12 protein-coding genes are annotated in these 13,516 nt (G+C 50.1%); 2 read left to right on the top strand and 10 right to left on the bottom strand.

From position 1 onward, the window contains the following. Positions 1-181 precede the first annotated feature (181 nt). From pnp to Q394_RS0102850, 3 genes are all read right to left on the bottom strand, one after another. Positions 182-2,275 (bottom strand): polyribonucleotide nucleotidyltransferase, encoded by a 2,094-nt coding sequence (pnp, locus tag Q394_RS0102860; protein ID WP_028487949.1) that lies wholly within the window; start codon positions 2,273-2,275, stop codon positions 182-184. A 187-nt stretch (positions 2,276-2,462) separates the two neighbouring features. Continuing rightward, entirely contained in the window at positions 2,463-2,732 is a 270-nt protein-coding gene (gene rpsO, locus Q394_RS0102855; RefSeq protein WP_028487948.1) for a 30S ribosomal protein S15, read from the bottom strand. Positions 2,733-2,823: 91 nt separating this feature from the next. After that, positions 2,824-4,566, bottom strand: a complete 1,743-nt coding sequence (locus tag Q394_RS0102850) for a SulP family inorganic anion transporter (RefSeq protein ID WP_028487947.1) — start codon at positions 4,564-4,566, stop codon at positions 2,824-2,826. A gap of 164 nt (positions 4,567-4,730) precedes the next feature. Between Q394_RS0102850 and Q394_RS0102845 the strand changes: the two genes are divergently transcribed. After that, positions 4,731-5,498 (top strand): hypothetical protein, encoded by a 768-nt coding sequence (locus tag Q394_RS0102845; RefSeq protein WP_038140322.1) that lies wholly within the window; start codon positions 4,731-4,733, stop codon positions 5,496-5,498. Positions 5,499-5,503: 5 nt separating this feature from the next. Beyond that, positions 5,504-5,971, top strand: a complete 468-nt coding sequence (locus Q394_RS0102840) for a c-type cytochrome (protein ID WP_028487945.1) — start codon at positions 5,504-5,506, stop codon at positions 5,969-5,971. 21 nt (positions 5,972-5,992) lie between these two features. Here the strand turns inward: Q394_RS0102840 and Q394_RS0102835 are convergent, their stop codons facing one another. The 7 genes from Q394_RS0102835 to trxA form a co-directional block, all read right to left on the bottom strand. Continuing rightward, on the bottom strand, positions 5,993-7,126 hold the full coding sequence (locus Q394_RS0102835; protein ID WP_028487944.1) for a YeeE/YedE family protein: 1,134 nt from the start codon (positions 7,124-7,126) through the stop codon (positions 5,993-5,995). 113 nt (positions 7,127-7,239) lie between these two features. Further along, complete coding sequence (locus Q394_RS0102830) at positions 7,240-7,917, bottom strand: cytochrome b/b6 domain-containing protein (protein WP_028487943.1); 678 nt, start codon at positions 7,915-7,917, stop codon at positions 7,240-7,242. Then, positions 7,917-8,720: a 4-hydroxy-tetrahydrodipicolinate reductase gene (gene dapB, locus Q394_RS0102825; protein WP_028487942.1), complete on the bottom strand. Its 804-nt coding sequence runs from the start codon at positions 8,718-8,720 to the stop codon at positions 7,917-7,919. The genes Q394_RS0102830 and dapB overlap by 1 nt, the downstream gene beginning before the upstream one ends. Continuing rightward, positions 8,720-9,883, bottom strand: coding sequence for a molecular chaperone DnaJ (dnaJ, locus tag Q394_RS0102820; RefSeq protein ID WP_028487941.1), 1,164 nt, complete (start codon positions 9,881-9,883; stop codon positions 8,720-8,722). Before dnaJ ends, dapB begins: the two co-directional genes overlap by 1 nt. Before the next feature lie 78 nt (positions 9,884-9,961). Then, positions 9,962-11,884 carry a molecular chaperone DnaK gene (gene dnaK / locus Q394_RS0102815; protein WP_028487940.1) on the bottom strand — a complete coding sequence of 641 codons (1,923 nt, stop codon included), beginning with the start codon at positions 11,882-11,884 and terminating at the stop codon, positions 9,962-9,964. Between the two features lie 106 nt (positions 11,885-11,990). Continuing rightward, the gene (gene grpE, locus Q394_RS0102810) at positions 11,991-12,536 is read right to left on the bottom strand and encodes a nucleotide exchange factor GrpE (protein WP_028487939.1); all 546 of its coding nucleotides are present in this window, start codon (positions 12,534-12,536) and stop codon (positions 11,991-11,993) included. A gap of 107 nt (positions 12,537-12,643) precedes the next feature. After that, positions 12,644-13,510, bottom strand: coding sequence for a thioredoxin (gene trxA, locus Q394_RS0102805; RefSeq protein WP_028487938.1), 867 nt, complete (start codon positions 13,508-13,510; stop codon positions 12,644-12,646). Positions 13,511-13,516: the final 6 nt, after the last annotated feature.

Raw genomic sequence — 13,516 nt, 5'->3', positions numbered from 1 at the left:
ATTGTCGACATTATAGGGTTTTTTATGGCTAAGGTCAACCTGATATGGTTCACATTGTCGACATTACGCGCTTATCTGCACGCTTAATGTGCGGATAAAAGTATACAGGGAATCTTTTGTCGACACCAAAAACAAAAGACCCCTCAGGGTCTTTTGTTTGGTATCAAAGAAGGAGGAAAGCTTACTCGCCTTCGCCCACTGCTTTCATGCTCAAACGCATCCGACCCTGACGGTCGATTTCGATGACTTTAACTTTGACGATATCGCCTTCATTCACGAAATCCGTAACTTTTTCCACACGGTCATTGCTGATCTGGGAAATGTGCAACAGACCGTCTTTACCCGGCAGGATGGTCACGAATGCACCGAAGTCCATCAAACGCACCACTTTACCCGTGTAAACTTTGTCCAGCTCGACTTCAGCAGTGATCGCCTCGATCATGCTACGCGCTTCATAGGCTGCTTTCGCGTCAATGGCTGCGATTTTGATGAAACCTTCGTCATTGATGTCAACACTTGCGCCCGTTGCAGCAGTAATGCCACGGATGGTTTCGCCACCTTTACCGATAACTTCGCGGATTTTGTCCGGGTTGATCTTCATGGTGACGTAACGTGGTGCAAATTCGGACACTTCGTCACGTGGCGCTTCCAGACCTTTAGCCATTTCACCGAGGATATACAAACGGCCTGCTTTGGCTTGTACCAGAGCTTGCTGCATGATGTCCTTGGTAATACCCGTGATCTTGATGTCCATTTGCAGCGCGGTAATACCGTCGGAAGAACCGGCTACTTTAAAGTCCATATCACCGAGGTGATCTTCATCACCAAGGATGTCGGACAGAACAGCAAAGCGCTCGCCTTCCTTGATCAGACCCATCGCGATACCCGCAACCGGTGCTTTCAACGGTACGCCTGCATCCATCATTGCCAATGAACTGCCGCACACACTCGCCATGGAGCTGGAACCATTGGATTCAGTGATTTCAGACACGCAACGGATGGTGTAAGGGAAATCGTCAGTGCTTGGCACCATCGCCTTCACACCACGTTTAGCCAAACGACCATGACCGATTTCACGACGCTTCGGTGAACCAAAACGCCCGGTTTCGCCTACGCTGTACGGCGGGAAGTTGTAGTTGAACAGGAAGTTATCCTTGTATTCACCCGTAATCGCGTCAATGACCTGTGCATCACGTTCTGTACCCAGCGTGGTGACAACCAGTGCCTGTGTTTCACCACGGGTGAACAGTGCGGAACCGTGTGCACGTGGCAATACGCCAACGCGAACAGTAATTTGACGTACTGCGTCAAGGGCACGGCCATCAATACGTGGCTTACCATCAAGGATAGTACCGCGCACGACTTTCTTCTCAGCGTTTTTGAATTCGCCTTTGATCTCGTCAGCGCTGAAACCTTCTGCGCCTTCTTTCGCTGCCAGCTTTTCAACCAGTGCACTCTGCACTTCATGAATACGGGCATAACGCGCTTGCTTGTCAGCAATCTGGAAAGCTTCAACCAGATCAGCAGAACAAGCCGCTTCAACCGCATCTGCCAATGCAACGTTCGTGACAGGAGCAGACCAGTCCCACGCCGGAGTGGCGACTTCTGCCGCCAGTTCTTTAATAGCATTGATAGCAACTTGCATTTGTTCGTGACCGAACATGACCGCGCCCAGCATCACCTCTTCGCTCAGCTCTTTCGCTTCAGATTCAACCATCAGCACCGCAGATTCAGTACCCGCAATCACCAGATCCAAATCAGACGTGAGCAGCTCTTCTTTGGATGGGTTAAGCAAATAGCCACCATCACAGTAGCCAACCCGTGCTGCACCGATAGGGCCTTGGAATGGCATACCAGACAACGCCATCACCGCAGAAGCACCCAGCAATGCTGGAATATCAGCGCTGACCGCCGGGTTCATGGAAACCACCGTCGCAATCAATTGCACTTCGTGCGTGAAGCCTTCTGGGAACAGTGGGCGCAAAGGGCGGTCGATCAGACGGGCAACCAATGTTTCATCTTCAGTGGCACGCGCTTCGCGCTTGAAGAAACCACCAGGAATGCGGCCTGCTGCGTAGAATTTTTCTTGATAATCCACCGTCATGGGGAAGAAATCACGACCCGGAACGGTTTCTTTGCTGCCAACGACGGTAACTAGAACACTGGTGTCGTCCATGGTAATCATGACGGCGGCGGTAGCTTGCTTGGCGATTTCGCCAGTTTCGATAGTGACGGTATTATTACCGTATTGGAAAGTCTTGGTGATTTTTGCCATGACGTTGGGATGTCCTTTTGAGCGATTTTATAGGGAGAGAGGTGTCACGGGCAGGCTGTTGAAAAAGATTCGGTGGGTTGTACAAAGCCTTTTCAACAACCTTCCTGCGTGACAAATGATAGTAAACGATGAGTGAGTAGATAACAAAACACCGCACAAAGGCGGTGTTTTGTCGTGCTGCACCTACTTAGCGGCGCAGACCCAAGCTAGAAATCAGGGCTTGATAACGGCCCAGATCCTTGCGCTTGAGGTAATCCAGCAGCTTACGACGCTGGCTAACCATTGCCAACAATCCGCGACGGGAATGGTGGTCATGCTTGTGGTTTGCAAAATGGTCCGTCAGATGCTGAATTCGCGCTGTTAACAGCGCAACTTGCACTTCCGGGGACCCGGTATCTGTGTCTGATTGGCGGTATTGTGCAACAACACCAGCCTTTACTTCTGCACTCAGAGACATATTCGCCTAGGCTCCAGATTTAAGGTTGCTAAAAAGGGGCGAATTATACACCCGCCCCTTTAGACAGTACAGCCTTAGTTTACGCAAGTCCTCAAGTCTTCGGACTCGGCAAACCCGCACATTCACGAAAAATACGTTTGTGGCACTGGGCGCAAATATCGCGATCTAAACGCCTACTCAGGGATTTGATCGCTGCTTCCTTACTACCAAAGACATTGCCTTCACCAAAATCAGCCAAAAAGTCGATACGATCCATAAAGTCATAAACTTTACCTTTTGCGCCTTGCAGGTACAAACCACCTCCCAAAGACTTGAAACGTTTGGCTTCCTGCACCAACATTTCTGCACCCGCAAGATCGATGAAGTTGATACTTTCACCAATGATTAAGATATGTTTAATATGCTGTTTTTCTACAATTTTACCCAATTCACGCTGTACCTTATCCAGTGAGCCGAAATAGATCGACATATCAATCCGTATCATTTTCAACTGGGGACATTCTTTCAGGTTATATTCAGCAACTTCAGCGAGCTTATGGTGAACTTCTTCAGGGTTAGGCGCCAAACTGACAATACTGGGCATGGATGTGCGCATAAGGAAAATCATCAAGGACAAGATAACACCCATGTAAATGGCGAACTCCAGCTCCATAAACAAGGTCGCGAAAAACGTTGTCGCCAAAATTGAGGTTTCGGAACGACTACTCTCAATAATGTGCTTGATATGGTGCATATCGATCAGGTTGTACGCTACCAACAGGATAATTCCCCCCATCGCAGCCACAGGCAGGTAAGTAGCATAAGGCGCAACCAGCAACACAATGAGTGCCAGCAAAATCGCCGCAAATACGGCTGCTAATGGTGTTTGCCCACCCGCTGAATAATTGATACCTGAACGGGTAAACGACCCAGAACCCGCATAACTGGAGAAAAAGCTACCAACAATATTCGATAAGCCCTGACCAACAAACTCCTGATTACCATCCAGTCGCTGCTGGGATTTAGTAGCAATCGAGCGAGCAATTGACACGGCTTCGATTAAACCCAGCAATGCCACCGCAAATGCTCCAGATGCCAGTTCACGTAATGCTGCAAAGGATAATTCTGGCACAGAAAAAGGCGGCAAATGTCCCGGAATTTCACCAATGTACTTGAGTCCGTGCGCTTCACCACCCACAACAAAACTGGCAGCACTTCCCATTACCATCCCAAATAATAAGTGCGGCATTCTTGGAAAATAACGTTTCATCAATAAAGCGGATAACATCGTAAAGACAGCTACCGAAAGGATGTAAACGTTTATCTCGCCGATTCCATACGCAACATCAATCCAAGTATGCATGAAAGACTCGCCCTTAGGGATAGGAATGCCCAACACGTATTTCATCTGACTCGTCGCAATCAGGATGGCGGCTCCAGCGGTAAAACCAATCACCACGGTATGTGAAACAAAGTTAACCAGCATCCCCATGCGCATCAGGCCGAATACCAACTGATATACCCCCGCAAGGAAGGTCAAAGTCAGCACCATCTGAATAAACTCAGCTGACCCTGGTTCTGCATAACGGCTAATAGTAGAGAAAACCACCAATGAAATAGCGGTGGTCGGGCCAGAGATAAGGTGTAACGAGGATCCAAATAATCCAGCGATGATCGGCGTCACCATCGCAGTATACAAACCGTATTCTGGCGGCAACCCGGCAATAGCAGCAAACGCAACGCCTTGTGGCAATACCACCACAGCTCCAGTTAATCCTGCAAAGAAATCTGCTTTAAGTGTCTGGCGATTAATCATCCCAAACCAAACTAGAAAGGGGAGGAAAAATTGTTTCATCGACGACTACATCCTGAAAACCTTAATGAAGGCTCCGAATATTACAACATTAACAAACACTAATACATGACAGAAAGGCAAAAAGCGTCCATTCATCAATTTTCAGCACGAAAATCCTTAGTAGCCGTTTAGAATACCTGAAAAATCACTAATCAACAGAAGCTATGAAAGTCAAGAATAAACATTATGGCATTCCCATTCAGAAGTATTACTTTGCCACACCACAGCGATCAAGCTGGCTAGATTTACTCCTTCCCACGGCCTACATGGATTGCTATACCCCGGAAAAGCCCTATCTGTTTAGCACAGAATATCGCCACACACTATTGACTGATCTAACCCCTGATGAAACCAGTATTTTCCAAAATTTCCCCAAAGATACCCGAAATCAGATCCGCCGCTGCGAGCAAGAACAATGTTTTACCCTTAACTTGAATACCCCGCTGGAACACTTCATTCCCTTATACAATGCATTTGCACAGACACGCGGCTTATCTCTATTTACAAAAGCAGATGCTATTAACATGGGGCAAGAAAACTACCGTATTTTCAGCATTGATCACGCAGGCAAACCGATTATTTGTCACTTCTATTTATACTCCGCTACCAGCCGCTGCACCAACTTACTCATATCAGCCAGCTCACAAGCCTATCACCATGATACCGACATGCGGCGTGCGATGGGTTTTGCTAATCGCTGCCTGCATTGGCAAGGAATGCGCTATTTCAAACAAGCAGGCTTTCATACTTACGACTGGGGGGGATACGTAGAAAATACTGACGACCCGATCATGCAAGGCATCAATCGCTTCAAGCGCACTTTTAATGGTCAAAAAGTTCCAATTTACAACTATTACTCGCCTGCATACGCTTTTATTGAACTAGCACGTAAAAAGCTGCGAGAATTACAAACTTCACTAACAAGGAGCTAACTAGCATGAACCGTTTTCAACAACTACTGACTATCGTACTGGCAACCGCCAGCTTTACTGCTGCATCCAGCGCAATGGCAGATGAAGAAAAATCACCGGAAGAACAGGCGATTAGCTACCGTCAAGGCGCTTTCACCATGATCAAACACCACTTCGGCCCAATGGCTGCTATGGTCAAAGGTGATGTCGAATTCAATGCCGCAGAATTTACTAAGAATGCCGAAGCCGTCGCAGCATTAAGCAAATTCCCAATCAATGGCTTCGTTGCAGGCAGCTACAGTGGCGAAACTGAAGCCAAAGCTGACATTGAATTGAATGCGGAAGACTTCAAAAAGAAAATGGAAACCTTCCAAGTAGAAGCGGCAACATTGGCTGAAGTTGCCAAAGGTGGCGACATGGCAGCCATCAAGCCACAATTTGGCAAAGTAGGTGAGTCCTGCAAAGCCTGCCACAAGGAATACAAGGAAGACTAAACGCTTCCCGATTCCTGCCTCTTAGTTTGCCACCTGCACCAACACCGGTGCTTTGGCAAACAGAGGTATGCTTTCGATAGCGGCATTGGTAGACACCCTTGCCGCTTTGGCTTCATCGGCCTTCCTGTCTACCAGCCAATCCGCAATACCCGCGCCGATCCACATACTGAACAGCGCTACCCAAGCCGTAATGACCAGTACCGCACCGCCGGTTACACCAGCCCCTACTGCGCAACCACCCGCCAACATACTGCCGAAGCCCATCAGCACCGCACCAATGAAAAACCGGGAAAAACCACTCTCCTGCGTAAACTGCTGCCACTTGAATTCACGAGTCACCAATGCCGCCACCAAAGAACCGAGAAATACGCCCGGAATAAGGCCGACATCAAAACTCAGTGGCAGATCAGGTTGATTGATCAACCCCATCAAGGTATCCGCAGAAGGCCCAGTAAAACTGACGCTTTTGACCGTCACAATATCGAACGAATTAGCCGCATGCCAACTGGTCAGCAACCAGCCCAGCGCAATACTGAAGCCCGTAATAATGGCAGCAAAGCCCCACCATTTATTCACCTCATGACGCTTCGCGAACCACAGGGCAAACAGCAGGAAAGCAACACCCAGCATCAAACCACCGTGTGGCGGTAGCCAGTGTGCAAAACCACGCGCACTGCCATCCACCATCCACCACGAAGAAATATTTTCACGTAACGGCGACAAGCCACCGCGCAACGATGCCTGAGCAACAATAGTAACCACCAGCCCAGCGACCATGGTGCGCATATTACCCGTCGCGGATAACACCAGTAAGCGACTAGCGCAGCCACCGGCCAACACCATGCCACCACCAAACAGCAAGCCACCCACAATTGCCCCTGACATTGACCCGGCATTCGTCAACTGCCGAATTTGCCCGGTATCAATCGCACCCGTCTCGATAAAATATTGCGTGCCAATCATGGCCGCACCAAAAGCCAGCAACCAAATAGCAAATTTCTTGCCGGTCTGCCCGCGCCAGAATTCCACACAGGCGGCACGCAAACAAAAACGGCTTTGCTGAGCGAAAACGCCGAAGGTCAAACCCACGGCTAGCCCGATGATGGCGGAGATTTCTCCGGTACTGAGTTGCCCAAACACTGCTTCAACATTCATTTCACTCTCCCTTCCCCGTGAGAACATCACGCAGAAGTCATGCCATATTTAATGGAGAGCATTTTATTCAGTATATAATTAAACGCTAATGATCTGTATCAAGATAAACGCAATCAACCCGCCAGAAATTTAATCCCAAAATACACACCCGCGTAAATCACCGCGAACACCACCAACCCCAACCATGCAGGCTTGAAAGCCAATGCAGGCGGCGGTGATTGCGTAACAGGCCAATCAGCCTGCCCGACCACCATCGCCTTAATCAAATTGGTGCGCTTCACCACGCGATAATACAACACCGCCGCAACATGAACAGCCACCAGCAACAGAATGATATTAAAGGTTAAATGATGGATAGTGGTCAGCGTTTCAGCCGTACTGCCTGACACCAAACCGATCAACGGCCCTTCGGTCATGATGTCGTCCGTCGCGAACAAGCCTGTTACGCCCTGAAACACCACTATCAACAACAAGGCCACCACCATCCATGCACCTAAAGGGTTATGTCCTGCATGAAATGCCGTACCCTGCCCCATTAGTTCACGTAAATGCTGGAAAGCATGGCGTGGCGACGTCATAAAACGGGAAAATCGCGCAGTATCGCTACCAATAACCCCCCACACCACACGGAACAACACCAAAGACAGCAGGAAAACCCCACTACGCTCGTGCCACACCATCCAGTTGCCACCCGTTTCTGCGCAAAACCACGAGAAACCAATGCCAGCGACCAATGACCAGTGGAACAAACGTGTCGGCAAATCCCACAGGCGTACAGGCGTCGTTTGCATCACTTAAATCCCAACACATCCTGCATATCAAACAGACCGGATGGCTTGTCACCCAACCAACCCGCAGCACGTACCGCACCTTTCGCAAAGGTCATACGGCTGGAAGCCTTATGAGTAATTTCCACCCGTTCGCCAATATCAGCAAACAGCACCGTATGATCGCCGACCACATCACCGGCACGCACCGTGGCAAAACCAATCGTCTTGCGGTCACGTTCGCCAGTCACGCCTTCACGCCCGTAGACAGCGCATTCTTTCAAGTCACGCCCCAAAGCCTCGGCCACCACTTCACCCATGCGTAACGCCGTGCCGGAAGGCGCATCAATCTTATGACGATGGTGTGCTTCAGTGATTTCAATATCCACCGTATCGCCCAGTACCCGCGCTGCCATATCCAGCAGCTTCAGGCACAGGTTAACGCCAACGCTCATATTGGGCGCAAAGACCACCGCAATTTGCTCGGCAGCCTTGGCAATCGCGGCCTTGCCGTTGTCGTCAAAGCCGGTCGTACCAATCACGATTTTCTTGCCCTTGGCCACGCACCAGTTGAGGTGCAGCAAACAAGGTTCGGGGCGGGTAAAGTCGATCAAGACATCGAAATCGTTGGCAGCCTCATCCAGTGTTGGAGAAATGATGACGCCACTTTTGCCAATACCAGCAACTTCGCCTGCATCAGCGCCTATCAAAGAGCTGGCGGGGTGTTCCGTCGCCACTGACAGTTCCAGCCCTTCTGTTTGGGCACAAGCTTCAATCAGCGCCTTGCCCATCCGCCCACCGGCGCCTACGACTGCAATCCTAGTCATCACTTATCACCCTCAAACAGATCTTTAAAGAAGCTTTTGGCTTTGTCTGTCCAACCGTGCTCTTGCGGGCTGTGTTTCTTGCCGCCTTCATGCATGGAAGCATCCAACTCCTCGAGTAACTCACGCTGACGCTTAGTCAAGTTAACAGGCGTTTCCACCACTACTCGACAAATCAGGTCACCGACTGAGGAACTGCGTACCGATTTCACACCCTTGCCACGCAAACGGAATTGCTTACCCGTCTGGGTTTCGGCCGGAACCTTCAGGTTCATCTTATTGCCATCAAGGGTCGGCACTTCAAAATCACCGCCCAAGGCTGCCGTGCTGAAACGGATAGGCACTTCACAATGCAGGTTGTCACCTTCACGCTGGAATAGCGCATGGGGCTTAACGAAAACCTGTACATATAAATCACCGGCTGGCCCACCATTGACACCTGCTTCACCCTCGCCCGCTAAACGTACCCGGTCGCCATTGTCGACACCCGCTGGAATACGTACTGACAGGGTTTTCTGCTTTTCCTTGCGGCCTTGCCCGTGGCAATCATTGCAAGGGTCACTAATGATTTTGCCCTTGCCGTGGCAATGCGGACAGGTTTGCTGGATGGCGAAAAAGCCTTGCTGGATACGCACCTGACCATTGCCGTGACAGGTTGGGCAGGTTTGCGGATGCGTGCCCGGTTTGGCACCACTACCACTACAAGTATCGCAGGTCTGCATAGAAGGCACGCGAATGTCGGTGGTCGAGCCAAAAACAGCCTCTTCCAGCGTCAACTCCAGATTGTATTGCAGGTCGCTGCCCCGATAGGCACGGTTTGCACCGCCACCACCGCCCCGACCACCGCGTCCACCACCAAAGATGTCGCCGAAAATATCTTCAAAAACGTCACCGAAGCCACCCTGTCCACCGCCGCCGCCGCCAAACCCACCGCCTGACTGATCGACCCCAGCATGACCAAACTGATCATAAGCCGCCCGCTTTTGCGGGTCGTTGAGGATTTCATAAGCCTCTTTCGCTTCTTTGAACTTGGCTTCGGATTCCGCGTTATCAGGGTTGCGGTCAGGATGGTGCTTCATCGCCAAACGGCGAAATGCCTTTTTCAAGTCATCTTCGCTGACATTCTTTTGTACACCAAGGACTTCGTAATAATCCCGCTTGGACATAAATTCAATTCCCACTTAAACGCAAGCAGGCACAGCAGAAAGATCCTGCTGCGCCTGTATTTTTAGAGAATGGCGAGCTTACTTTTTGCCATCTACTTCTTCAAACTCGGCATCAACGATGTCGTCATCGCCCGGCTTGCCGCCACCCGCTTGTTGAGCATCTGCACCCGGTGCTGCGCCGCCTTCTGCGCCGCCAGCCATTGCTTGCATCAGTTTGCCAGAGGCTTCCATCAACGCTTCGGACTTGCGCTCGATCACGTCTTTGTTGTCGCCTTTGATCGCGTCACGCAGTTCGCTGACCAAGGATTCAATGTTAGCACGGGTCGCGCTATCCACTTTCTCGCCGTATTCTTTCAACGACTTTTCAGTGCCGTGAATCATGCTGTCAGCTTGATTACGTGCATCGACCAGTTCGCGTTGCTTGCGGTCGTCTTCCGCATGAGCTTCAGCATCTTTGACCATTTGCTCAACTTCTTTGTCAGACAGACCAGAAGAAGCCTTGATGACGATGGTTTGCTGCTTCCCAGTAGACTTGTCTTTCGCGCCCACATTCAGGATGCCGTTGGCGTCGATGTCGAAGGTGACTTCAACCTGTGGCATACCACGTGGTGCTGGCGGGATGTCTTGCAGGTCAAAACGCCCCAGTGACTTGTTGTCACGCGCCATTTCGCGTTCGCCTTGCAGTACATGCACGGTAACAGCGGTCTGGTTGTCTTCTGCTGTGGAGAACACTTGTGATGCCTTGGTTGGAATCGTGGTGTTCTTCTGGATCAGCTTGGTCATAACGCCGCCGAGGGTTTCAATACCCAACGACAGTGGGGTAACGTCCAGCAGCAGGATGTCTTTTACGCCGCCGCCCAATACGCCGCCTTGAATCGCAGCACCCACAGCAACCGCTTCGTCAGGGTTCACGTCTTTGCGTGGCTCTTTACCGAAGAAGTTTTTAACCGCTTCCTGTACTTTCGGCATACGGGTTTGACCACCAACCATGATCACGTCATTGATCTGGGCTGCGGACAAGCCAGCATCTTTCAGAGCAATTTTACACGGCGCCATAGTGCGCTCGATCAGGTCATCCACCAGTGATTCCAGCTTGGCGCGGCTCACTTTGATGTTCAAGTGTTTCGGGCCAGAAGCATCAGCGGTAATGTACGGCAAGTTGATGTCAGACTGTTGGCTGGTCGACAGTTCGATCTTGGCTTTTTCAGCGGCATCTTTCAGACGCTGCATCGCCAGTGCATCACCTTTGAGGTCGATACCGCTGGTTTTGCGGAATTCGTCTGCCAGATAGTCGATCAGACGCATATCGAAGTCTTCACCACCGAGGAAAGTGTCACCGTTGGTGGACAGTACTTCAAACTGCATTTCACCATCAACGTCAGCGATTTCGATAATGGAGACGTCAAATGTACCACCGCCCAAGTCGTATACAGCGATTTTGCTATCGCCTTTGGATTTGTCCATCCCGTAAGCCAGTGCCGCAGCGGTTGGCTCGTTGATGATGCGCTTGACTTCCAGACCGGCGATTTTACCTGCGTCTTTGGTCGCTTGACGCTGGGAATCGTTGAAGTAAGCCGGAACGGTGATGACCGCTTCAGTGACAGGTTCACCGAGATAGTCTTCAGCGGTTTTCTTCATTTTCATCAGTACACGGGCGGAAATTTCTGGCGGAGCCATTTTTCTACCGCGCACGTCTACCCACGCATCGCCATTGTCCGCTTCGACGATTTTGTAAGGCACCAACTTGATGTCTTTCTGTACCGCATCTTCTTTGAAACGCCGTCCGATCAGACGTTTGATCGCGTACAGGGTATTTTCCGGGTTGGTAACAGCCTGACGTTTAGCAGTTTGGCCAACCAGTACTTCATCATCCATAAAGGCGATGATGGAAGGGGTAGTGCGGTCACCTTCTGAGTTTTCGATGACCCGTGGCTTGTCGCCATCCATAACAGCCACACAAGAGTTGGTTGTACCAAGGTCAATACCAATAATCTTTCCCATAATCTATCTCCAGAATTCTTTTGTTTCGGTATGCGGTAATGTTTCACAATTGGCTTGTTTATGTGGGGTTAGATGCCCGTTTTCAAGAGCCAGTGCGATAGAATTTTTACTTTTTGCTGACCATGACCATCGCGGGACGCACCACACGACCGTTGAGCAGATAGCCTTTTTGCATAACCATTGACACGGTATTGTTAGCAAAATCAGGGTGTGGCTGCATCGACATGGCTTGGTGATGTTCAGGATTAAAGGCATCGCCCGGCTTGCCAATCGATGCGATATTGAACTTTTCCATCACCGTCTCAAATTGTTTGAGGGTAAGTTGCATTCCTTCACGGATTTGTGCGATGTCGCCTTCAGCTTGAACACCCATTTCCAGACTGTCGATGACAGGAATAATGGATTCGAGAAATTTCTGGGCAGCAAATTTATGAGCGTCCTCAACCTGTTTCTCAGCACGGCGACGCTGATTAGCTAGCTCTGCTTGGGAACGCAGTAATTGTTCATAATTATTAGCAGCTTCAGCCTTGGCTTTATCCAGCTCAGCTTGTAATTCTTCGGTGTTTAATGGCTCAACATCCATCACATCAACCACAGCGTCTTCTATATCGTTTGTCGCTGCGTCTTGCAGGTTGTCTTTTGGATCATTCATTGTTACTACTCCACGGCGATAAAAATCATTTCGCCGTGGAAAGTAAGGTTTAGTTTGAGGATTTCAAGGGCAGCACAAGAGAAATGCTGCGAATACCGCGCTAAATATCAATACAACAAGGCAAATAGTTTGTTGCGGTATTTTTTCACCAGAGGATTGCCAGAACCGATCAGCTCAAACGTACTGAACAAGCCCTTCTTGCCTGCGCCATCTTGAAAATTGCTGTCTTTTTTGTGAACCGCGAAATACAGCTCCAGACCGGCTTCAATTTCATCCATTCCCACGCGGATATTGGCTAACTCCAGCATGGTGGCAAGGTCGTCAGGGTTTTCTGCCAGACGCTGTTCCAGTGCCGAGGTATCCACACCCACCACTTGCGCCTGCAACTTGGCACGTTTCACCTCAGCCAATAACTGACTGATAACCTGATTGTCGATGGCATCTGGGGGAATACCTTGCAGCATGACTTCGGCCTCTTCCGCCCGCTCTTGCTGAATCAACATTCCCGCCAGCTCAATCACAGCTTCGTAGAAGTCAGGCTCGTGTTGCACGACCTGTTCCATCAGCTGGGTCGCCCCTGGCAAATCACCGTTGTTGTACATTTCCAGCGCTTGCTGACGGTACGGCTCGGTCTTGCGTGACCGGTGGCGGTCGATCAGCTTACGAATTTCGGACTCCGGCTGAACCCCCGTGAATTCATCGACAATCTTGCCATCCTTGATGACTTTGACGGTCGGCAAATTACGCACGCCAAATTGTGCCGCGAGTTGCTGTTGCTGGTCACTGTTGACTTTGACCAGAATGAAAGCACCCTGATACTCATTCGCCAGCTTTGCCAGAATCGGCATCAGCGTTTTACACGGCTGACACCAGTCAGCCCAGAAATCCACCAGAATCGGCACTTGATAAGAACTTTCCATGATTTGCTGGAAGTTCTGCGGGGTAGCATCAAAAATATAAGGGGAATCAGCCATTGTCAT

The sequence above is a fragment of the Thiothrix lacustris DSM 21227 genome, from assembly GCF_000621325.1.
Taxonomy (GTDB): domain Bacteria; phylum Pseudomonadota; class Gammaproteobacteria; order Thiotrichales; family Thiotrichaceae; genus Thiothrix; species Thiothrix lacustris.
The sequence above is the reverse complement of the archived record's forward strand: the minus strand, read 5'-3'. Positions and strand labels throughout refer to the sequence as shown.

What these genes read in the sequence shown, in the direction of transcription:
- Q394_RS0102840 (WP_028487945.1), top strand. Translation starts at nt 5,504, where the DNA reads ATGAACCGTTTTCAACAACTACTGACTATCGTACTGGCAACCGCCAGC.
- dnaK (WP_028487940.1), bottom strand. Translation starts at nt 11,884, where the DNA reads ATGGGAAAGATTATTGGTATTGACCTTGGTACAACCAACTCTTGTGTG.
- rpsO (WP_028487948.1), bottom strand. Translation starts at nt 2,732, where the DNA reads ATGTCTCTGAGTGCAGAAGTAAAGGCTGGTGTTGTTGCACAATACCGC.
- dapB (WP_028487942.1), bottom strand. Translation starts at nt 8,720, where the DNA reads ATGACTAGGATTGCAGTCGTAGGCGCCGGTGGGCGGATGGGCAAGGCG.
- grpE (WP_028487939.1), bottom strand. Translation starts at nt 12,536, where the DNA reads ATGAATGATCCAAAAGACAACCTGCAAGACGCAGCGACAAACGATATA.
- Q394_RS0102830 (WP_028487943.1), bottom strand. Translation starts at nt 7,917, where the DNA reads ATGCAAACGACGCCTGTACGCCTGTGGGATTTGCCGACACGTTTGTTC.
- Q394_RS0102850 (WP_028487947.1), bottom strand. Translation starts at nt 4,566, where the DNA reads ATGAAACAATTTTTCCTCCCCTTTCTAGTTTGGTTTGGGATGATTAAT.
- trxA (WP_028487938.1), bottom strand. Translation starts at nt 13,510, where the DNA reads ATGGCTGATTCCCCTTATATTTTTGATGCTACCCCGCAGAACTTCCAG.
- Q394_RS0102835 (WP_028487944.1), bottom strand. Translation starts at nt 7,126, where the DNA reads ATGAATGTTGAAGCAGTGTTTGGGCAACTCAGTACCGGAGAAATCTCC.
- pnp (WP_028487949.1), bottom strand. Translation starts at nt 2,275, where the DNA reads ATGGCAAAAATCACCAAGACTTTCCAATACGGTAATAATACCGTCACT.
- Q394_RS0102845 (WP_038140322.1), top strand. Translation starts at nt 4,731, where the DNA reads ATGAAAGTCAAGAATAAACATTATGGCATTCCCATTCAGAAGTATTAC.
- dnaJ (WP_028487941.1), bottom strand. Translation starts at nt 9,883, where the DNA reads ATGTCCAAGCGGGATTATTACGAAGTCCTTGGTGTACAAAAGAATGTC.